This is a genomic window from Xanthobacter autotrophicus (genome assembly GCF_005871085.1).
Classification (GTDB): Bacteria; Pseudomonadota; Alphaproteobacteria; order Rhizobiales; family Xanthobacteraceae; genus Xanthobacter; species Xanthobacter autotrophicus.
Genome location: NZ_VAUP01000015.1, coordinates 22910 through 42332 on the forward strand (window position 1 = coordinate 22910; position 19423 = coordinate 42332).

17 protein-coding genes and 1 tRNA gene are annotated in these 19423 nt (G+C 67.8%); 12 read left to right on the plus strand and 6 right to left on the minus strand.

All coding sequences use genetic code 11. The features are described from left to right. Positions 1-8: 8 nt before the first annotated feature. Positions 9-1763 (plus strand): recombinase family protein, encoded by a 1755-nt coding sequence (locus FBQ73_RS04855; protein ID WP_138398988.1) that lies wholly within the window; start codon positions 9-11, stop codon positions 1761-1763. On the opposite strand, the gene FBQ73_RS04860 is transcribed toward FBQ73_RS04855, so the two are convergent. Beyond that, positions 1720-1796 (minus strand) — tRNA-Met (locus FBQ73_RS04860). The two genes, FBQ73_RS04855 and FBQ73_RS04860, sit on opposite strands and share 44 nt — an antisense overlap. Positions 1797-2006: 210 nt before the next feature. On the opposite strand from FBQ73_RS04860, the gene FBQ73_RS04865 reads away from it, so the two are divergent. Then, a complete protein-coding gene (locus FBQ73_RS04865; protein WP_138398385.1) occupies positions 2007-2897 on the plus strand; it encodes an alpha/beta hydrolase in 891 nt (296 codons plus the stop codon). Between the two features lie 3 nt (positions 2898-2900). Here the strand turns inward: FBQ73_RS04865 and FBQ73_RS04870 are convergent, their stop codons facing one another. Next, the gene (locus tag FBQ73_RS04870; protein WP_138398386.1) at positions 2901-3797 is read right to left on the minus strand and encodes an RNA methyltransferase; all 897 of its coding nucleotides are present in this window, start codon (positions 3795-3797) and stop codon (positions 2901-2903) included. Positions 3798-4162: 365 nt separating this feature from the next. Here FBQ73_RS04870 and FBQ73_RS04875 point away from each other — a divergent pair, with 365 nt between their 5' ends. Continuing rightward, positions 4163-5377 (plus strand): NADP-dependent isocitrate dehydrogenase, encoded by a 1215-nt coding sequence (locus tag FBQ73_RS04875; RefSeq protein ID WP_138398387.1) that lies wholly within the window; start codon positions 4163-4165, stop codon positions 5375-5377. A 90-nt stretch (positions 5378-5467) separates the two neighbouring features. On the opposite strand, the gene FBQ73_RS04880 is transcribed toward FBQ73_RS04875, so the two are convergent. The 3 genes from FBQ73_RS04880 to FBQ73_RS04890 all read right to left on the minus strand — a co-directional run bounded on the left by FBQ73_RS04880 (position 5468) and on the right by FBQ73_RS04890 (position 9967). Beyond that, positions 5468-6646 (minus strand): cyclic nucleotide-gated ion channel, encoded by a 1179-nt coding sequence (locus FBQ73_RS04880; RefSeq protein WP_170218749.1) that lies wholly within the window; start codon positions 6644-6646, stop codon positions 5468-5470. A gap of 4 nt (positions 6647-6650) precedes the next feature. Continuing rightward, positions 6651-8387 (minus strand): cation:proton antiporter domain-containing protein, encoded by a 1737-nt coding sequence (locus tag FBQ73_RS04885; protein ID WP_138398389.1) that lies wholly within the window; start codon positions 8385-8387, stop codon positions 6651-6653. Between the two features lie 434 nt (positions 8388-8821). Further along, complete coding sequence (locus FBQ73_RS04890; RefSeq protein WP_138398390.1) at positions 8822-9967, minus strand: NAD(P)H-dependent flavin oxidoreductase; 1146 nt, start codon at positions 9965-9967, stop codon at positions 8822-8824. Between the two features lie 87 nt (positions 9968-10054). On the opposite strand from FBQ73_RS04890, the gene FBQ73_RS04895 reads away from it, so the two are divergent. The 5 genes from FBQ73_RS04895 (at position 10055) to FBQ73_RS04915 (ending at position 13956) form a co-directional block, all read left to right on the plus strand. After that, a complete protein-coding gene (locus FBQ73_RS04895) occupies positions 10055-10885 on the plus strand; it encodes a LysR family transcriptional regulator (protein ID WP_138398391.1) in 831 nt (276 codons plus the stop codon). Positions 10886-11029: 144 nt separating this feature from the next. Next, the gene (gene egtB / locus FBQ73_RS04900) at positions 11030-12313 is read left to right on the plus strand and encodes an ergothioneine biosynthesis protein EgtB (protein ID WP_138398392.1); all 1284 of its coding nucleotides are present in this window, start codon (positions 11030-11032) and stop codon (positions 12311-12313) included. Beyond that, on the plus strand, positions 12313-13344 hold the full coding sequence (gene egtD / locus FBQ73_RS04905; RefSeq protein WP_138398393.1) for an L-histidine N(alpha)-methyltransferase: 1032 nt from the start codon (positions 12313-12315) through the stop codon (positions 13342-13344). Before egtB ends, egtD begins: the two co-directional genes overlap by 1 nt. Before the next feature lie 86 nt (positions 13345-13430). After that, a complete protein-coding gene (locus FBQ73_RS04910) occupies positions 13431-13691 on the plus strand; it encodes a hypothetical protein (RefSeq protein WP_138398394.1) in 261 nt (86 codons plus the stop codon). A 55-nt stretch (positions 13692-13746) separates the two neighbouring features. After that, the gene (locus FBQ73_RS04915; RefSeq protein ID WP_138398395.1) at positions 13747-13956 is read left to right on the plus strand and encodes a hypothetical protein; all 210 of its coding nucleotides are present in this window, start codon (positions 13747-13749) and stop codon (positions 13954-13956) included. Here FBQ73_RS04915 and FBQ73_RS04920 read toward each other — a convergent pair. Next, on the minus strand, positions 13945-14238 hold the full coding sequence (locus FBQ73_RS04920; RefSeq protein WP_138398396.1) for a hypothetical protein: 294 nt from the start codon (positions 14236-14238) through the stop codon (positions 13945-13947). The genes FBQ73_RS04915 and FBQ73_RS04920 overlap by 12 nt on opposite strands. Before the next feature lie 154 nt (positions 14239-14392). Here FBQ73_RS04920 and FBQ73_RS04925 point away from each other — a divergent pair, with 154 nt between their 5' ends. The 4 genes from FBQ73_RS04925 to FBQ73_RS04940 all read left to right on the plus strand — a co-directional run bounded on the left by FBQ73_RS04925 (position 14393) and on the right by FBQ73_RS04940 (position 19421). Continuing rightward, a complete protein-coding gene (locus FBQ73_RS04925; protein WP_138398989.1) occupies positions 14393-16171 on the plus strand; it encodes a potassium/proton antiporter in 1779 nt (592 codons plus the stop codon). A gap of 66 nt (positions 16172-16237) precedes the next feature. Further along, positions 16238-16552 carry a hypothetical protein gene (locus FBQ73_RS04930; protein ID WP_138398397.1) on the plus strand — a complete coding sequence of 105 codons (315 nt, stop codon included), beginning with the start codon at positions 16238-16240 and terminating at the stop codon, positions 16550-16552. Between the two features lie 250 nt (positions 16553-16802). After that, positions 16803-17996 carry an aminotransferase gene (locus FBQ73_RS04935; protein WP_138398398.1) on the plus strand — a complete coding sequence of 398 codons (1194 nt, stop codon included), beginning with the start codon at positions 16803-16805 and terminating at the stop codon, positions 17994-17996. Between the two features lie 312 nt (positions 17997-18308). Further along, positions 18309-19421 carry an efflux RND transporter periplasmic adaptor subunit gene (locus tag FBQ73_RS04940; protein WP_170218750.1) on the plus strand — a complete coding sequence of 371 codons (1113 nt, stop codon included), beginning with the start codon at positions 18309-18311 and terminating at the stop codon, positions 19419-19421. Positions 19422-19423 lie beyond the last annotated feature (2 nt).

Below are 19423 nucleotides of genomic sequence, written 5' to 3' on the forward strand. Positions count from 1 at the left end.
AGTGCGCTTTGAAAGTCGCGATCTACGCCCGCTATTCGTCCGACAATCAGCGCGACGCCTCCATCGCCGACCAGCTCCGCATCTGCCGCCTCCATGCCGAGAAGCAGGGTTGGCAGGTGGTCGAGGAATATACCGACCACGCCATTTCCGGCGCCTCCCTTCTTCGTCCCGGTATCCAAGCCCTGATCTCGGACGCGGCGCGCGGCCGTTTCCAGTACGTGCTGGCCGAGGCGATGGATCGTCTTTCGCGCGATCAGGAGGACATTGCCGGCCTCTACAAGCGCATGGTCTATGCGGACGTGAAGATCGTCACGCTCTCCGAGGGCGAAGTCACGCATCTGCATGTCGGCCTCAAGGGCACGATGAACGCCCTGTTCCTCAAGGATCTCGCCGACAAGACGCGCCGAGGCCAGCGCGGGCGCGTCGAGATGGGCAAGTCCGGCGGCGGCAACGCCTATGGCTATGATGTGGTGAAGAAGTTCGACGCCGGCGGCGAGCCCATACGCGGCGACCGGACCATCAACGAGTTTCAGGCGGGGGTCATCCGCCGCATCTTCCGTGACTATTCGGCCGGAAAGTCGGCGAAGCGAATTGCCTTCGAGCTGAACAAGGAGGGCATCTCCGCGCCGGGCGGTGGAGAATGGGGCTTCAGCACGATCAACGGCAATCCGAAGCGCGGCAACGGAATCCTCAACAACGAGATGTACGTTGGCAAGCTGGTCTGGAACCGTCAGCGCTTCATCAAAGACCCGGACACTGGCAAGCGCCAGGCGCGCATAAACCCGGAGGAGGACTGGATCACCCAGGATGTGCCCGAGTTGCGCATCCTTGACGACGAGCTGTGGCGGGCGGTCAAGGATCGCCAGAAAGCCGTCAAACTGAACCGTAGCGACGACGGCGAGACCGAGAACCACTTCCGAGAACGTCGGCGCCCCAAATACCTTTTCTCGGGCCTGACCAAGTGCGCCTGCTGTGGCGGTGGCTATTCGATGATCTCGGCTGACTTGGTTGGCTGCTCGACAGCCCGGAATAAGGGCACTTGCGACAATCGCAGGAACATCCGGCGCGATCAGTTCGAGGCGCGCGTCCTGAACGCGCTGCGCCATCACCTGATGGACCCAGCGCTGTTCAAAGAATTCTGCGAGGAATTCACCCGCGAGATGAATCGGCTGCGCATGGAAGGCCGAGCGTCGATCGATGCGGCCGAGGCCGAGATCAAGCGAATCGACCGGGAACTCGACAAGTTGATGAAGCTCATCCTCGCGTCCGACAGCGACGACGCCCCCACCCGGATGATGAAGCAGATGAAGGAGCTGGAGGCTCGCCAGAAGGAGCTAAAAGCGTTCCTGCAGGACGCCCAGGAGCCGCCGCCCCTCCTGCATCCAAACATGGCGCATCACTACCACGCCCAGGTGGATGAGCTGTATGCGGCGCTTCAGGAGGATTCGGAGGAAAAGCGGATGACGGCGGCCGACCTGATTCGCTCGCTGGTGAAGGAGATCATCCTGACGCCGGCAGAAGGCGAGCTTCGGGTCGACGTGCGAGGTGATCTGGCTGGAATTCTTGCGATTTCGCTCAAAAGCAAACGGCCCCCCAGAGGGGCGGGCCGATCGCAAGTCGAGATGGTTGCGGGGACCTGCTCTGATCAGAACTTGCGAACGCAAAAAAGCCGCCCCGTGGGGGCGGCTGATTTGCGCGATTTGGTATCGCAATTTGAGATGGTTGCGGGGGTAGGATTTGAACCTACGACCTTCAGGTTATGAGCCTGACGAGCTACCGGGCTGCTCCACCCCGCGTCAATTGTCGAGCCGGCGAACCGCCCGTCGACGAGGCGTATGTAGCAACCCTCGTTCCCGATTGAAAGGGCTGGCGCGGAAATAATGCCCACGAGCGTACCGCCCTGTGGACGACGAGTCATCCACCGGTCCGGCCGGTCCCGCGCCAGCCCTTGCCAGCCCTCGGAAAACGCCCAGGATGGGCGGTCAGCAAAATGGGGGAGAGGGCCGATGGGAAATTCCGACATGGATGCGCTGCGCGCGATCCTCGCGGCGAGCCCCCGGCCCCAGAGCCTCGCCGAGCGGCGGGCGCGGATGGAAGAGGTCACCGCCATCGACCCCATCGATCCGGGCATCACGGTGACGCCTGTGGACGCCGGCGGCGTGCCGGGGGAATGGTCGCTGGCGCCGGGGGCGGATCAGGCACGGGTGCTGCTGTTCCTGCACGGCGGCGGCTACTCCTCCGGTTCGCTGAAGAGCCACCGCACCATGGTGACGGGGGCGGGCCGGGCGGCCGGCATCCGCACCCTCGCCGTCGCCTACCGCCTCGCGCCTGAGCATCCCTTTCCTGCCGCGCTGGACGATGCCGAGGCGGCCTATGGCTTCCTGCTGGCGCAGGGCTATGCGGCGCGCCACATAGCAGTCGGCGGCGACAGTGCGGGCGGCGGGCTGACACTGGCCCTGTTCCAGCGGCTGCGGGCCAAAGGCAGGCAGCAGCCGGCCTGCGGCTGGCTGGTCTCGCCCTGGGTGGATCTCCACATGACGGGAGCGAGCATCGACGCCAAGGATACGGTGGACCCGCTCATCCACCGGGCCTATCTCGAAATGCTGGCTGAGGCTTATCTTTCGGGCGGTGGAAGCCGGAGCGATCCCCTCGTCAGCCCGCTTCTTGCGGATCTTTCGGGCCTGCCGCCCATCCTCATCCAGGTGGGATCGGCGGAGACCCTGCTGGATGATGCGGTGCGCATGGCCGGACGGCTCGGCGCCTGTGACGGGGAGGTGCGCCTCTCCATCTATCCGCACATGATCCACGCCTGGCCCATCTGGTACCACCGCCTCGCCGACGGGCGCCGTGCGCTGGCCGAGGCTGGCGCCTTCCTGGGTGAAAGGCTCGGCGGCTGAGGCTCAGTCGCCCTCGCCCTCGGGCGGTACCGGCACCGGCGGCTCCGCGCTTGCGGACGGCGCCTTGCTTTTGGTCGCCTTGCGCGTCTTGTGGATGGCCGCCTCGGCGATGCGGATGGTCTTGCGCGCGTCCCGGCCGGCGCGGCCTTCCTCCAGCGCGGTGACGGCGCCGTGCAGGGTGGCGAGGTCCTGACGCGTCAGGCCCAGGCGATGGAAGATGTTGCGCAGGTTGCGGATGGTGGAGGGCGCCTTTTCCGGCGAGCGGAAAAAGCCGGACTGCTCCAATGCCCCCTCCAGATGATCGAAGAAAGCGAGGAGGTCGCCCTTGTCCGCCAGCGGCGAGCGGTCCGGCGGGGCGAAGGGCAGGGCGCCCCCGGTTTCCGCCTTGAACCATTCATAGCCGGTCACCGCCACGCACATGGCGAGGTTTAGCGAGGCGAAGGCGGGGTTCACCGGCAGGGTTAGGATGGAATCGCACAGCGACACCTCCTCCGTATAGAGCCCGGTGCGCTCGCGGCCGAACACGAGGGCCACATCTTCCCCACCGGCAAGGCGGGAGCGGGCCTCCTGCGCCACCGCATCGGCGCCGAGCACAGGCTTGGCCATGCCGCGCTCCCGCGCTGTGGCGGCGAAGGCATAGTTGACGCCCACAAGCGCCGAGCGCAGGTCGGGATAGAGCGTGGCCTCGGCGAGGATGCGGTCGGCTCCGGCCGAGAAGATGCGGGCCGGCTCGCTGGGCCAGCCCTCACGCGGGTTCACGATGCGCAGGCGCGAAAGGCCGAAATTGCCCATGGCCCGCGCTGCCGAGCCGATGTTCTGGCCCAGCTGCGGCTCCACCAGGATCACCACCGGCCCGCCGGCCACCCATGGTTTTGTGCTGTCGGTCCCGGCACCCGGCATGTCGTCTCCCGTTTCGCGCTGTTTTGCACAGGGCGGGCGGCCAAGTCGAGGGGTGATATCAATGGCGATGAGCTTGGCGCATCGGCCATTGGTCAAGCCCGCGCGGCGCTTGAGCCTACCCACTTGGCATCGGTCGAAGACCGAGGCCGATGGTAAAAGGTCGAGGGGTAAGGTCGAGAGGTAAGGCCGCGCGGTCTGCCACGGCGTGGGAAATCATCTCACACCAAAGCCGGGGTTTGCGGCTGTTGCACTGCGCCACGCCAGTGCTATAGCGGCGAAGTTGAAGGAGTTTCGGCGCGCGAGCGCCGGTCGCCCCTTCTCTGCTTTCCCTTTTGGCTCAAAGAGCAGTCCTGAAAGGCCGTCCCATGGCGAAGATCAAGGTGGCAAATCCGGTCGTCGAGCTCGACGGCGACGAGATGACCCGGATCATCTGGCAGTACATCAAGGACAAGCTGATCCACCCCTATCTCGACATCGACCTGGAATATTACGATCTGTCGGTCGAGAACCGGGACGCCACCAGCGACAAGGTCACGGTCGACGCGGCCAATGCCATCAAGAAGCATGGCGTGGGCGTGAAGTGCGCCACCATTACTCCGGACGAGGCCCGCGTCGAGGAATTCAAGCTCAAGGAAATGTGGAAGTCGCCCAACGGCACCATCCGCAACATCCTGGGCGGCGTGATCTTCCGCGAGCCCATCATCTGCAAGAACGTGCCGCGCCTGGTGCCGGGCTGGACCCAGCCCATCGTGGTGGGCCGCCATGCCTTCGGCGACCAGTATCGCGCCACCGATTTCAAGGTGCCGGGCAAGGGCACCCTGACCATCTCCTTCGTGGGCGAGGACGGCACCAAGATCGAGAAGGAAGTCTACAAGTTCCCGGGCGCCGGCGTGGCCATGGCCATGTACAATCTGGATGAGTCGATCCGCGAATTCGCCCGCGCCTCGCTCAACTACGGCCTGATCCGGAACTACCCGGTCTACCTCTCCACCAAGAACACCATCCTGAAGGCCTATGACGGGCGCTTCAAGGACATCTTCCAGGAAGTGTTCGACGCCGAGTTCAAGGACGAGTTCGCCAAGCGCGGCATCACCTACGAGCACCGCCTGATCGACGACATGGTGGCCTCGGCCCTCAAGTGGTCCGGCGGCTATGTGTGGGCCTGCAAAAACTACGACGGCGACGTGCAGTCCGACATCGTGGCCCAGGGCTTCGGCTCGCTCGGCCTCATGACCTCCGTGCTGATGACGCCCGACGGCCTGACCGTGGAGGCCGAGGCCGCCCACGGCACCGTCACCCGTCACTATCGCGAGCACCAGAAGGGCAAGGAGACCTCCACCAACTCCATCGCCTCCATCTTCGCCTGGACCCGCGGCCTCACCCACCGCGCCAAGCTCGATGGCAACGACGAGCTGGCGAAGTTCGCCGCCACCCTTGAAAAGGTGTGCGTGGACACGGTTGAGTCCGGCTACATGACGAAGGACCTCGCGCTCCTCGTCGGAGCCGACCAGAAGTGGCTCTCCACCACCGGCTTCCTCGACAAGATCTCCGAGAACCTCACCAAGGCGATGGCTGCGTGAGGTAGCGGCGCGGGCGGCATCGACCGCCTTCGAGAGTTTGGGAAGGGGCCGCAGCGCGGCCCCTTTCTTTTTGCGCGAGCCTCCGCGCCCTCAAGCCTCCGGATCCCGGTCCCGCGCGGCGGCGGCGAGGCGGCCCATCACGGCGGGATGGCGCAGCGCCAGCATGTGCAGCTCGTTCTCCTCGATGGCGAGGATCTTGGTCTTGATCACCGCGCGCACCGGCAACAGGCTCGCCTTGGTGTGGCCGGGCAACAGGCCGAAGACGTCGCCGGGGCCGAGCGAGCGTGTGCCCTCCTCGCCCTCCATCTCCAGGCGCCCTTGCAGCACCACGAACAGGTGGGCGGCGGTCTCGCCCTGGCGCACCACGTGATGGCCCCGGTCGAAGCTGCGGGAATTGAGCAGGGGCAGGATGTCCCCCAGCACCGGCGCCTCCAGGTCCGAGAACGGCGGCAGCCGCGAGATCATGGAGAAGGTGACCACGAAATTATGCTTGGAGATCACCTCCGAGAATGAGCTGGCGATGATGGCGATGGGCAGCGCCAGCATCATCAGGCCCGACACCATGGTGATGGCGCCCACCACCCGGCCCAGATTGGTCACCGGTACCACGTCGCCATAGCCTACGGTGGTGAGGGTGGTGATGGCCCACCACATGGCCTCGGGAATGGAGCCGAACTTGTCCGGCTGCACGTTGCGCTCGATGAGATACATGGCGGTGGCCGCCATCAGCACGCCGGTCCACAGGATGATGAGGCAGGACAACAGCGCATAGCGCTCGCGCCGCACTGCCAGGTAGAGCGCGTTGAAGCCCGAGGAATAGCGCGCCAGCTTCAGGAAGCGCAGCAGCCGCAGCACCAGCAGCGCGTGCACGTCGAACTCGGAGATGAGCGCGACGAACCAGGGCAGGATGGCGGCAAGATCGATCAGCGCCGGCGCCGTCACCGCATAGCGCGCCCGTGCCACGAGCGGCTTGAGCCGCTTGCGCAGCGGATGTTCCGGCGCGACCCACAGGCGCACGCCGTATTCCACGGTGAAGATGATGAGGGCGCTGAACTCGCCCCAATGGAACCACCATTTCTCGCGCAGCTGGAGCGACGGCACGGTCGCGAGCACCGCTCCGCCCACTGAGAGCAGCACCACCGCGATGAGGATGTAATGCACCGCGTCGGCGATATGGTCGCCGGGCAGGTCCCGCTCCAGAATATCGAAGATGCGGCGGCGCAAGGAACGCAGGGCCGGCTTGTGTTCACCCATCTTGTGTTCACCCACGGGCTCAGATCCCTTCCGCATCGGCGCGCCGCTCGATGTCGTCGCGGATGCGCGCCCGAGTCAGGTCGGTGCGGGCGGACACCGTCTCGTCGGACAGCCCAAGGGCGGACAGCAGCTGGGCCATGAGCTGGAGGCTGGCCTCCGCCGCCTCGGGGATGACGCCGGCCACCCCCAGCGCGGCCAGGCGCCGGGCGTGCTCGGCATCCTTGGCGCGGGCGATCACCGCGGTGCCGGGCCAGTGCTGGCGCACCGCCGTCACCATGCGCTCGGCGGCATTGGGCGCGTCGAGGGTGGCGACGAAGGCAAGGGCGCGGTCCGCCCCCAGCCGATCGAGGATTTCGGCCCGCCCGGCATCGCCGAAGAACACCGGGCGGCCCGATGCCCGCGCCTCCGCCACCCGCCGGGGGTCGGCGTCCACCGCCACATAGGGCACGCCTTCCTCGTCCAGCGCATCGGCGATGGTGCGGCCCACCCGGCCGAACCCGCCGATGATCACATGGCCGCTGGCGGTGCTGGCCACCGGCGCCAGGGCGTCGTGGAGCCTCGCATCCAGCGTGCGCCCGAGCCTTGCCGCGACACGGGCGAGCACCGGAGTCGCGGCAAGGCTGAGGCTGACCACGGCGACGAGGGTGGCGGCATCCTGCGCGCCCAGCACGCCCTTGGCGGCGAGCAGCCCGAGCACCACGAAGGCGAATTCCCCGGTCTGGGACAACAGCAGGGCCGCCTCGGCGGCGGCGGGCGCACTCACCCGCAGCAGCCGGGCGGCGCCATAAGTGCAGGCGGCCTTCACCGCGATCAGCGCCGCGACCGCCGCGACCACCCACAGGGCGCGGGGCAGCACCGCCGCGAAATCAAGGCTCATGCCCACGGTGACGAAGAACACGCCCACCAGCAGGCCCTTGAACGGCTCCAGGTCCACCTCGATCTGGTGGCGGTAGGCGGTTTCCGACAGCGCCATGCCGGCGAGGAACGCGCCCAGCGCGCTGGAAAGTCCGGCCGCATGGGTCACCGCCGCCGAGCCCACAACCACCACGAGGGTGATGGCCATGATCAGCTCCCGCGAGCGGGTGGAGGCGGCCACCGCCACCAGCGGCGCCAGCACGAAGCGCCCGGCCACCAGGATGAGCGCCACCGCGCCCGTGGCCTTGGCCAGCGCCATGGCTGCGAGGGTGAGGACATCGGTTGCCGGCCCGCTCAAAAGCTCGGCCGCGAGCAGGATCGGCACCACCATCAGATCCTGGAACAGCAGCACGGCGATGACCAACTGCCCCAGCGGCGCCAAAGAGCGATGCTGGTCGATGAGCAATTGGCTGACCAGCGCCGTGGACGACAGGGCGAGGGCGAAGCCCAGCACCAGCGCCACCTCTGGCCCGGGCACCGCCACCAGTGCGAGGCCGAGGGCGAGGGGGACCCCGCAGAACAGCACCTGAAGGGTACCGACGCCGAACACCTCGCGCCGCAGCTTCCACAAGCGTGGGGCCGAGAACTCAAGGCCGAGCAGGAACAGCAGGAATACCACTCCCAGCTCACCAAAGGGGGCGGCGCGCTCGGGGCTGGAAATGGTGATGAACCGCACGAAGGGCAGGCTGTGGGCCAGTTGGCCGAGGCCGTGGGGGCCGATGAGCGCGCCGGCGGCGATGAAGCCCACCACGGCGCCGATTCGGGCACGGTGAAACAACGGAACGAGGATTCCGGCGGCGAGCAGATAGACGAACGCGTCCTTGAGGAAGCCGTCACTCACCGTCTTCGTCCCCGACCTGGCATCCTCAAGTCCCGTCCGCACGCTTCCCCCGGCCGTGCTTCGGCCTTCAATGGTTGCGGGAGATGACCACGCGGGACGACCGGCGCCAAGCGTCAAGATTACGCACCGGGCAGGAGAGCTCCGGGCAGGAGAGCAACGGGCAGGCGCGCAGAGGTGGGAATGTTCTGGTTTGAAAGTCTGCTGCTTCGACCGGGCACCACCGGAACTTGCTCCCGCGTGCGGGTGAAGGCCGTGTGGGGGAGGGTCGTGTAGGGGCAACAGGTGTTATGGTTTGGCGCCGCCGGTGCCTTTCAGCGCGACCTGCCCCCTCCCCAGCAAGCAGGAAAGGGAGCTACGGCGCTTGTCACGCGGGCCGGCCCCGTGGCCAAGCGCGCACCGCGCGGGACCGTTGTCTCCAGCCGCCCCGAATTCCATCACGCCGTCGGAGCGAGCCGGGCGAGGGCGTCGGCGGCGAGCTTGCGCGTCAGGTCGGCGGCGGGCAGGCGGGGGGCGAGGCGCGCGGCCTGCCCGGCCCACAGGTTGGTGAAATCGTCCCGGCCCTCGGCTTCCGCCGCCGCGCGCAGCGGGGCAAGGGCGCCGCCGGCCAGCGGGAAGGCGGGCGCATCGGCGCAGAGGGGGCCCACGTCCCGCATCACCCGGTTCATGATGCCGCGCGCGGGGCGGCCGGTGAACAGGTTGGTGAGGGCGGTGCTGTCGTCCCCCGCCGCCTCCAGCGCGGCACGGTGGACGGCGGGGATCTTCGCTTCCGGGCACAGCAGGAAGGCGGTGCCCACCTGCACGGCGGAAGCGCCCAGCGCCAGCGCCGCGACGATGCCCCGCGCGTCGGCAATGCCGCCGGCGGCGATCACCGGCACGCCCACCGCGTCCGCCACCTGCGGCACGAGGGCGAAGGTGCCCACCTGCCGGCTCATGTCGCCGGCCATGTCGCCCGCCACATCGGTGCCGAGGAAGGTGGGGCGATGGCCGCCCGCCTCCAGCCCCATGGCGATGATGGCGTCGCAGCCGCGCGCTTCCAGCCACTTGGCCTCGGCCACGGTGGAGGCGGAAGAGATCACCTTCGCCCCCGTCGCCTTCACCCGCGCCAGCAGCGCGGGATCGGGCAGGCCGAAATGGAAGCTCACCACCTCCGGCCGCGTCTCCTCCACGAGGGCGCACAAGGTGGCATCGAAGGGCGCGCGTCCGCCGGCCGGCGGCGTCGCCTGCGGATCGAGGCCGTGCTCCACGTAATAAGGCGCGAGGCGCGTCCGCCAGCGCATGGCCCGCACCGGATCGGGCACGGGCGGGGTGTGGCAGAAGAAATTGACGTTGAGCGGCCGGCCGGGGAGGCCGGCGCGCACCGCCTCGATGGCCGCGCGCAATTCGTCCGGCTGGTACATGGCGCCGGGCAGGGAGGCGAGGCCGCCCGCCTCGCCCACCGCGATGGCAAGCTTCGGCGTGCCCGCTCCTGCCATGGGGCCGAGTAGGATGGGATGCGAAATGTCGAACAGATCGAGGATGCGCCGGTCGGGCCAGCGCACGGTCTGCTGGATGGCGTCCGGCGGGCGAGTCGCGTGGGTCATGGGCGGGCCTCCTTCGCTCATTTATCTATTATGGCCCATGCCAGTTTCATTGAAATTGAAACATTCTGATATTATTGTTCACTTCTGATGATGGATATCCGCGACATCCAGTTTCTCCAGGCGGTGGCCGAGACCGGCAGCATCACCCGCGCTGCGGAGCGGCTTGGCTGCGTGCAGTCCAATGTCACCGCGCGCCTGAAAAAGCTTGAGGACCGCCTGGGTCAGAAGCTGGTGGCGCGCATGGATGGGCGCATGGTGCCCACCGCCGCCGGCAGCCTCGCCCTCGACTATGGCGCGCGCATCGTCAGCCTCTCCACCGAGGTGGAGGCGCGGCTGAAGGCCTCGGCGCAGGACTGGCCGCCTTTGCGTCTCGGCACCATGGAAACCACCGCCGCCGTGCGCCTGCCGCCGGTGCTGAAGCGCATCCGCGACACCCTCTCCCCCCTGCGCCTGACCCTGAAGACCGGCACCAGCGGCGAGCTGATGGCGGGCCTGCGGCGCGGCGCCTTCGACCTCGTCTTCGTCGCCGAGGATTTGGCGGATGATCGCTTCGCCTCGCAGCCGCTGTGGAGCGAGCGGCTGGTGGAGGTGGGGCCCAAAGTGCTGCCCAACGGCGCGCCGCCGGAAAGCGCGGCCATCGTGTTCCGGGAAGGCTGCTGCTACCGCGAGCGCTGCCGCACGGTGCTCGGCGACCTGCCCCTGCTGGAACTCGGCACGCTGGATGGCATCATCGGATGCGTCGCAGCCGGACTCGGGCGGACTTTGCTGCCGGAAGCGGCGGTGGAGCGCTGGCGGGCCCTGGGCGAGATCGAGACCCGCCCCATCCCCGGGCCGGATGTACGCACTTTGGCGGTCTGGCACGCCGCGAGCCCATCCCTGCGCTCCATCGCGGCCGTGGTCGCGCTCGCTGCAACCTGAAGCTTGTCCTCGCGCGATCGTGTTGGACCGGATGTAACCGCCGGTGCCGATCAAACGGAAATCGTCCGTAGAACCAACACGTGTCCACCAGCGTTATCGCTGTGGACGGGTGCTGCCCGCAAAGTTGCCCGACGGCGAGGTGAAATGACGATCCATCACAAGATGCGCGCGCCTGCCGTGCCGCGCAGCGCCTGGCTGGGCCGGTTCCAGAAGGTGCGGGCGCTGAGCGAGGATCTGGCGCGTGACCTCCACCCCGAGGATCAGACCGTCCAGTCCATGCCGGACGCGAGCCCTACCAAGTGGCACCTTGCCCATGTCTCCTGGTTCTTCGAGACCTTCGTACTGGTGCCCCATTGTCCCGGCTACACGGTGGCCCATCCCCAGTTCGCCTATCTGTTCAATTCCTATTACGAGGCCGCCGGCGCCCGTCACGCCCGCTTTGCGCGCGGCCTCATCACACGGCCCACCGTGGACGAAGTGGCCGCCTATCGCGCGCGGGTGACGGACGCCATGGCCGAGCTGATTGCCTCGGCCGGCGAGGCGGCCTTTGCCGCCATCGCGCCGCTGCTGGAGATCGGTATCAATCACGAGCAGCAGCATCAGGAACTCATCCTGATGGACATCCTGAACCTGTTCGCGGCCAACCCGCTGCGCCCGGCCTACCGGCCCCGCGCGAGCGTCCCGGCGGGGCGCGCGCCGGACCTGATCTTCTTCGATTATCCCGGCGGCATCTTCGAGATCGGCCAGGCCGGAACCGGCTTCGCCTATGACAACGAGGGACCGCGCCACCAGGTGCTGCTGAGGCCGTTCCGCCTCGCCAGCCGCGCGGTGACCAATGGCGAGTGGATCGCCTTCATGGAAGATGGCGGCTATGGCCGTCCCGACCTGTGGCTTTCGGACGGCTGGGCGCGGGTGAAGGCGGGGGACTACGCGGCGCCGCTTTATTGGGAGAAGACCGACGCCGGCTGGGAGGCCATGAGCCTCGCCGGCCAGCATCCCGTGGATCCGGCCGCCCCGGTGGTCCATGTGAGCTATTACGAGGCCGACGCTTATGCCCGCTGGGCCGGGCGGCGCCTGCCCACCGAGGCCGAATGGGAAGTGGCGGCGTGCCAGGTGCCGGTGGCCGGGACTTTCCTGGAGGCCGGTGCCCTGCGCCCACTGCCGGCGGGGCCAGCCTCCAGCCATCCCGCTCAGCTCTATGGCGACGTGTGGGAATGGACCCAGAGCCCCTACGTCGCCTACCCCGGCTACCGGCCGCAGCCGGGAGCGCTGGGTGAATACAACGGCAAGTTCATGTGCTCGCAGATGGTGCTGCGCGGCGGCTGCTGCGCCACGCCGGACGGGCATGTCCGAGCCACCTACCGCAACTTTTTCTACCCCCACCAGCGCTGGCCCTTCGCCGGCCTGAGACTAGCGGAGGATGCCTGATGGCGCCTGTCTCCCTCGCCACGCCTCCCGCCGGCGCGCGTACCGCATCCCGCGATACGGCCGAGCACCGCGCGGCGGACGAAGCCACAGCCCTGTTCCGCGCGGATGTGATTTTCGGCCTGTCCCAGCCGCAGAAGGCGCTGCCGCCCAAATATTTCTACGACGCTGCCGGCTCGCGCCTGTTCGACCACATCTGCCGCCTGCCCGAATATTATCCAACCCGCTGCGAGCTGGAGATCCTGAAAGCCCGCGCCGCCGAGATTGGGGCGCTGGCCGGGCCCGGCGCGAGCCTGGTTGAGTTCGGCTCGGGATCAAGCATCAAGGTGCGCCTGCTGCTGGATGCCATGGCCGAGCCCGCGGCCTACGTGCCCATCGACATTTCCGGTCCGCACATGCGCGCTGCGGTTGCGCGGCTGGCTGAGGCCTATCCGGCGGTTGCCATGGTGCCGGTGGAGGCGGATTTCACGCAGGCCGTCCGCCTGCCGCCGTTGGGGGAGGGCGGGCGGCTGGAGGGACGGCGGGTCGGCTTCTTCCCCGGCTCCACCATCGGCAATTTCACGCCGGAGGCGGCAACTTCCTTCCTCGCCCATGTGGGCAAGGTGCTCGGCGACGGTTCCGCCCTGGTCATCGGCTTCGACCTCGCGAAGGATCGCGCTGTGCTGGAAGCCGCCTATGACGACCGGGCCGGCATCACCGCCGCCTTCAACCTGAACCTGCTGTCCCGCATCAACCGGGAGGTGGGAGCGGATTTCGATCCCGGCGGCTTCCGGCACAAGGCTTTTTTCAATGGCACGGAAAACCGCATCGAGATGCATCTCGAAAGCGTGAGGGAGCAGGCGGTACGCATGGGCCGCCACCATTTCGCCTTCGCGCGAGGCGAAACCATCCATACGGAGAATTCCTACAAGTTCTCCGTCGACGCCTTCCTCGCCATGGCCCGGCACGCCGGGTGGCGGCAGCGCGCCATGTGGACCGATCCCAAGAGGTGGTTCGCCGTGGCGGCGCTGGAGCGGCAGGGGGAGGTCGGCTGACACAGGCCGGCGGGCGGGACCCGTCGGCGCGGGGCGGTTGGGGGCCAGACGGAGGAGGTGTCCGGACAGAGCCGGAGACTTCCACCATGCGTTTGAAGGTCACCATGGCACGACATTGGCAAACCCCGCTCAACCGGCCTATCTGGCTCCCCGACGGCAGTCAGCTCGAAACGCTGACCGATTGCGGTCGCCTGCTGCTGCAACGATTCGCGGCGGGAGAAGGCGGGCCGGGCCTCGATGCCGCCCTCAAGGCACTCATCGGTGCCGCAGAGGCGGGTCGGCCGGAGGATGTGGCACTCGCGGAGCGCAAGGTGCGCCTGTTTTTCCACGCCCGGGCGCTTCTTTAGGCCGCCCGGCAACCTCTGCCATCTTACCACCGTGATTTGGGGGCTGTTTCGGCCGATGATGATCTGTGCCGAATGCGGCCGCTGCGGGCGCCGTTCCATCCTGTCCCAACGCTCCGACACGCACGAACCGCAACTCACCAGCGCGCCGGCCGAGCCGGTCACGCTGCGGTGCGACCTGTGTGGCAGCAGGCGGGTGCAGGTGGTCGAGTTCGATTCGCCCTACCTTGCCATGGCCTTCGTCGCCAAGCGCGGATCAGGGCGCTGACAGCGCGGCCTCGCCGTGGTTCGCGGTCTTGATGCCGTCCTGATCGGCGCGGAATCCGTCGCTGAGGGAACCCCTGCAGAAGATCGGGCTACCGGTGACGCAACGGCCATTTGCGTCGAGCGGATAGACGCCAGACCACGCACAACACCCACAATCGTCCGTCGCTATGGCAACGGCCAGATCACGGTCGAAGCAGACCGTCTCGCTCTCCAGAACGAGATTGCCCCGCGAACGCACCATCGACATGACGAGATACGCGGCGGGAATGCCGGTGAACGACATTTCCTGAACCTTTCCGCCCCCGGATCGGCTAACGGTTCACATCGCGGACAGCTCTGACCTCGCGACCGCGACGATCAGGAGCTTACGCCCTCGCCTCCACAGACGCTACTGTTGCATCTCAATTGCGAAGGGCGGGCGCGCGGCCCGGCATGTGATGGGTTCCGTATTCGTTTCTAATCTTGTTCTTCTTGTGGTTGCCGCCCTGGTTGTGGTCGGCACCCTGTCGAGCCTGCTCGCGGCGCGGTTCGGTGCGCCGATCCTTCTGGTATTCCTGATCATCGGTGTCGCGGCAGGGGAGGGCGGCCCCGGCGGCATCCATTTCAACGACTATTGGGCCACCTACATGGTGGGCTCGGCAGCGCTGGCAGTGATCCTGTTCGACGGCGGGCTGCGCATGCGTATCGCCAGCATGCGCGGTGCCATCATCCCGGCGGTGGGCCTGTCCACCATCGGCGTGGTGATGACGGCGGCGCTGGTGGCGCTGGTGGCGGGGCCGCTGCTAAGCCTCGGCCCGCTGGAAAGCCTGCTGGTGGGCGCCATCGTCGCTTCAACCGACGCGGCGGCGGTGTTGTTCCTGGTGCGCGCGCAGGGCCTTCATCTCGGCCGGCGGGTGGGCTCGGTGATCGAGATCGAGTCGGCCACCAACGATCCGGCGGCGGTGTTCCTCACCGTGCTTCTGGTGGAGCTTTTGACCACCAGCGCGGGCAGCCCCGGCATGGCCATGGTGTTTGGCGTGCTGCGGGAGATGGTGGTGGGTGCGGTGCTTGGGGTGGCGGGGGGCTATGCCATCGTCGCCCTGCTGAACCGGGTGGACCTGCCGGGCGGCCTTCATCCGGTGATGGTCATGGGCATCGCCGTGCTCTTGTTCGCGGTCACCTCGCTGTTGCACGGCTCCGGATTTCTGGCGGTCTATCTCGCCGGCCTGGTGCTGGGCAACCGGCCGGTGCGGGCCATCGCCTCCATCACCTCGTTCCTCGATACCGTGACCTGGCTGTGCCAGATCGTCATGTTCGTGATGCTGGGGCTTCTGGTGTCGCCCGAGAAGATCCTGGTCTACGCGCTGCCCGCCTTGGGGGTCGCCGCGTTCCTCATCCTGGTGGGGCGCCCGGCGGCGGTGTTCCTGTGCCTCGCGCCGTTCCGCTTCTCGCTGAAGGAGAAGCTGTTCATCTCCTGGGCCGGGTTGCGCGGGGCGGTGTCCATCTTCCTCGCCACCATTCCCATGCTGGCGCATTTGCCGCAGGCCGAGGTTTATTTCAACGTCGCCTTCGCGGTGGTGCTGGTCTCCCTCATCCTGCACGGCTGGACCATGGCGACGGTGGCGCGGCGGCTCGACGTGACCTTGTCCGATCCCGCCCCCAGCATCCGCCGCTTCGAGATCGACCTGCCGGGGCAGACCGAGGTGGAGCTGGTCGCCTATCCCGTGGTGACCGGCACCCCCGCCACCGGACAGCACGCGCTGCCCAGCTGGGCGCGGCTGGTGATGGTGGTGCGCGCCGGACAGACCCTGACCCCGGAAGCCGCCGGCCCGCTCAAGGTCGGCGACTACGGCTACGTGCTGGCGCCGCCCAAGCGGGTGCATCAGCTCGACCGGCTGTTCCGCCCGCAGGAGGTGACACCCATGGACGACGGCGCCGCCTTCCCCTTCGTGGGCGAGGTGCGGCTCGGCGATCTCGTGAGTTTCTACGGGCTGGTGGTGCCCGACGCGGAACTCGGCCTCACCATCGCCGAGGCCTTCTCCGACCGCTCGGACGACCATCCGGCGCGGGGCATGCGCATCCGCTATGGCCATGCGGTGATCGAGGTGCGCGAGGTGGTGGACGGTCGCGTCACCTGGGCCGTGCTGCGGCTGGAGCCGGGCCGCCTCAAGCGTTCCATCGCGAAGGTGCGGCGGCTGTTCGGCCTCCAGCCCGAGGGGGACGACGACGAGGAGTGAGCGCCGTCATGTTTGCGCCGCGAGGACGGTTCAAAACCCGCCCTGAGATCCATCGAGGAGGCGGGGATGAGGCTGTTCATGCGCCGGCGCGGGGAGGCGGGCCCCGCGCGCGATGCCGCCCGCGCATTGGCGGATCTCGTGCGCGACACCCTGAAGCTTGATGCGGACGCCACGGTCTCGGTCTCCGAGATTTCCTGTGGTGATCCCGCCTGCGGCGGCTCCGAGACGGTGGTTCTGGTGATGCGGCCGGGCGCGCGCACGCAAGCCGCAAAAGTGCTCATGCCCATGGGGCAGGTGACGCCCGAGGCGCTGGTCGCCGCCCTCAAGCCCCTGATGGAGGGGGAGGCCGCGGTCTCCACCGGAGGCCGTGTCCCAGTTTGAAAAGAGCCGCCGGCGCACCTGCTTTCCAACCCCGCGCCGGCCGGCTCCCTCTCCCGCCCGAACTCGGCTGTTGCCGAGTTCGGCTCCCCAGAGCTGAAGCCGGAAATATCCGGCTTCAGTGCGGGAGAGGGTTCAGAGCGCGCAGGGTCAAGCGGTAGGTTTTCAAATTGAGACACCACCAAACCGGACTTTCGTCCCACGGCGAGAAGGTCTAAACGGCCAGAGCCTTTTCCCTTGCCGTGACCGTTCCATGTCCCTTCCTTCCGCCGCTTCCCGCCCCGCCCGGTCCCTCAACCCGATCTATGCGGAGCTGCCCACCACCATCTTCGAGGTGATGTCGCAGCTTGCCCGCACCCATGAGGCGGTCAATCTCGGCCAGGGTTTCCCGGACGATCCCGGCCCGGAGGACGTGCGGCGCACGGCGGCCGACGCTGTGGTGAACGGCTGGAACCAGTATCCCCCCATGATGGGCCTGCCGGAGCTGCGCGCCGCCGCCGCCACCCATTATCGCCGCTGGCAGGGGCTGGAGCTGGATCCCGACGCCGAGGTGATGGTCACCTCCGGCGCCACCGAGGCGCTGGCCGGCGCGCTCCTCGCCCTCATCGAGTCCGGTGACGAGGTGGTGCTGTTCCAGCCGCTCTACGACGCCTACCTCCCATTGGTGAAGCGGGCCGGCGGCATCCCGAAGCTGGTGCGGCTCGAGCCGCCGTCCTGGAGCATCACGCGGGAGGCCCTCGCCGCCGCCTTCTCCGAGCGCACCAAGCTGGTGCTGTTCAACAATCCGCAGAACCCCACCGGTGTGGTCTATGGCCACGCGGAACTGGCGCTTTTGGCCGAGTTCTGCGTGGCGTTTGATGCCTATGCGGTGTCTGATGAGGTGTGGGAACACGTCATCTTCGACGGCGTCGCCTTCACCTCGCTCATGGCCCTGCCGGGCATGCGCGAGCGCACCGTGAAAATCTCTTCCGCCGGCAAGATCTTCGGCATGACCGGATGGAAGGTGGGCCTCGTCTTCGCCGCCCCGCCGCTGATGAAGGTGTTGTCCAAGGCGCACCAGTTCCTCACCTTCACCACGCCGCCCAATTTGCAGGTGGCGGTGGCCTACGGGCTCGGCAAGGCGGACGATTATTTCACCGGCATGCGGGCCGACCTCCAGCGCTCCCGCGACCGTCTGGCGCAGGGGCTCGCCAGCCTCGGCTTTTCGGTGCTGCCGTCGGCGGGCACCTATTTCCTCTCCATCGACCTTGCCGCCCACACCAACGGAGCGGACGATGAGGCCTTCTGCCTCGATCTGGTGCGCACCTTCGGGGTCGCCACCATCCCGGTTTCGGCCTTCTATGCCCAGGACGCGGTGAAGAGCGTGGTGCGCTTCTGCTTCGCCAAGCGCGACGAGACCATCGACCGCGCGCTGGAGCGGCTGGCCAAGGTGACGCTGCGGCGCTGACGGCCGGCGCGGGCGATCACGAGTGTGTGCATCACAAGTGTATCATGGTTGCCCGGCGCCCTCGGTGCGGACCTGACCAAACCTTAATTGGACCGGACGATCAGCTTGGTGTTGCATTGCGGCGAGCGAGGCCGGGGCCGTTGCGCCCACACCTTTCGGATTGCGTAGGAACCCGAATGGTGCGTGGTCTCTGGCGGGCGAGGGTGCGGAGTTCCGTCAGGTCTGCCGAACCTGGACGGATTCGGCTCTGGCGGGTGGGCGATCGAGGTTTGCATGTCTTCGGAGACGGGATCGCGTAAACGACGGGTTCTATTGGCTGTCCTGTGTCTGGCGGTGCTCGGCGCGGGAGCCTGGGCTTGGGACCGGAAGCCCTGGATCAGCGCCGCGGCGCAAAAGCCGGCGAGCACGTCGGGGCGGGTGGTCGCGGTGCTCGCCGCCAAGGCCGAGCGCACTGCGCTCCCGGTACGGGTGGAGGCCCTGGGCACCGTCGAATCCATGGTCACCGTGCCGATCCGCTCGCGGGTCGCCGCGGCGGTGGACAAGGTGGGCTTTGCCGACGGCGCCTTCGTGCAGGCAGGCGATCTTCTCTTCGCCCTCGATTCCCGCGTCATCGACGCCGAAATCCGCCAGTCCGAGGCGACGCTGGCCCGCGACAAGGTGCAACTGGAGAAGACCCTGCGCGACGTGGAGCGCTATAGCGGCCTCGCCACGCGCAACGCGGTCTCGCAGGTGCAGGTGGATGACGCCAAGACCACCGCCGACGTGCAGAAGGCCACTGTGGCGCAGGACGAGGCGAACCTGCAGTCGCTCAAGGTCCAGCGCGGCTATTACGACATCCGCTCCCCGGCCTCCGGACGCATCGGCGTGTCGGCCGCCCGGGCCGGCGCGGTGATCCGCGTGGACGACACGCTGGCCACGGTGCGCCAGCTGAAGCCCATCTATGTCGCCTTCGGTCTGCCGGAGCGCTACATCGCCGACCTGCGGGCGGCCCAGGATGCCAAGGTCTCCATCACCCTCCACGGTTCGGGCGAGACCATCTCCGACGGCAAGGTGGCGGTGATCGACAATACGGTGGACCCGCAGACCGGGACCCTCACCGCCCGCGCCATCTTCGCCAATGCGGACGAGCGGCTGTGGCCCGGCACGCTGGGCGCCGTCACCGTGACGCTCCGGATGGAGAACGACATCGTCGCCGTCCCCAGCGAGGCGGTGCAGACCGGGCAGGACGGCACCTTCGTCTTCGTGGTGGAGGACGGCATCGCCAAGGTGCGGCCGGTCACCACCACGCGAACGGTGGAGGGACGCTCGGTGATAACCAAGGGGCTCTCCGGCGGCGAGACGGTGGTCACCGACGGCCAGCTTTCCCTGCGCAACGGCAGCCGGGTGAACGTGCGCACCCGCACCCCGCCCGTCGCCGGGAGCTGAGC

What these genes read in the sequence shown, in the direction of transcription:
- FBQ73_RS04865 (WP_138398385.1), top strand. Translation starts at nt 2,007, where the DNA reads ATGGGAAATTCCGACATGGATGCGCTGCGCGCGATCCTCGCGGCGAGC.
- FBQ73_RS04870 (WP_138398386.1), bottom strand. Translation starts at nt 3,797, where the DNA reads ATGCCGGGTGCCGGGACCGACAGCACAAAACCATGGGTGGCCGGCGGG.
- FBQ73_RS04875 (WP_138398387.1), top strand. Translation starts at nt 4,163, where the DNA reads ATGGCGAAGATCAAGGTGGCAAATCCGGTCGTCGAGCTCGACGGCGAC.
- FBQ73_RS04890 (WP_138398390.1), bottom strand. Translation starts at nt 9,967, where the DNA reads ATGACCCACGCGACTCGCCCGCCGGACGCCATCCAGCAGACCGTGCGC.
- FBQ73_RS04895 (WP_138398391.1), top strand. Translation starts at nt 10,055, where the DNA reads ATGATGGATATCCGCGACATCCAGTTTCTCCAGGCGGTGGCCGAGACC.
- egtB (WP_138398392.1), top strand. Translation starts at nt 11,030, where the DNA reads ATGACGATCCATCACAAGATGCGCGCGCCTGCCGTGCCGCGCAGCGCC.
- egtD (WP_138398393.1), top strand. Translation starts at nt 12,313, where the DNA reads ATGGCGCCTGTCTCCCTCGCCACGCCTCCCGCCGGCGCGCGTACCGCA.
- FBQ73_RS04910 (WP_138398394.1), top strand. Translation starts at nt 13,431, where the DNA reads ATGCGTTTGAAGGTCACCATGGCACGACATTGGCAAACCCCGCTCAAC.
- FBQ73_RS04915 (WP_138398395.1), top strand. Translation starts at nt 13,747, where the DNA reads ATGATGATCTGTGCCGAATGCGGCCGCTGCGGGCGCCGTTCCATCCTG.
- FBQ73_RS04920 (WP_138398396.1), bottom strand. Translation starts at nt 14,238, where the DNA reads ATGTCGTTCACCGGCATTCCCGCCGCGTATCTCGTCATGTCGATGGTG.
- FBQ73_RS04925 (WP_138398989.1), top strand. Translation starts at nt 14,393, where the DNA reads ATGGGTTCCGTATTCGTTTCTAATCTTGTTCTTCTTGTGGTTGCCGCC.
- FBQ73_RS04930 (WP_138398397.1), top strand. Translation starts at nt 16,238, where the DNA reads ATGAGGCTGTTCATGCGCCGGCGCGGGGAGGCGGGCCCCGCGCGCGAT.
- FBQ73_RS04935 (WP_138398398.1), top strand. Translation starts at nt 16,803, where the DNA reads ATGTCCCTTCCTTCCGCCGCTTCCCGCCCCGCCCGGTCCCTCAACCCG.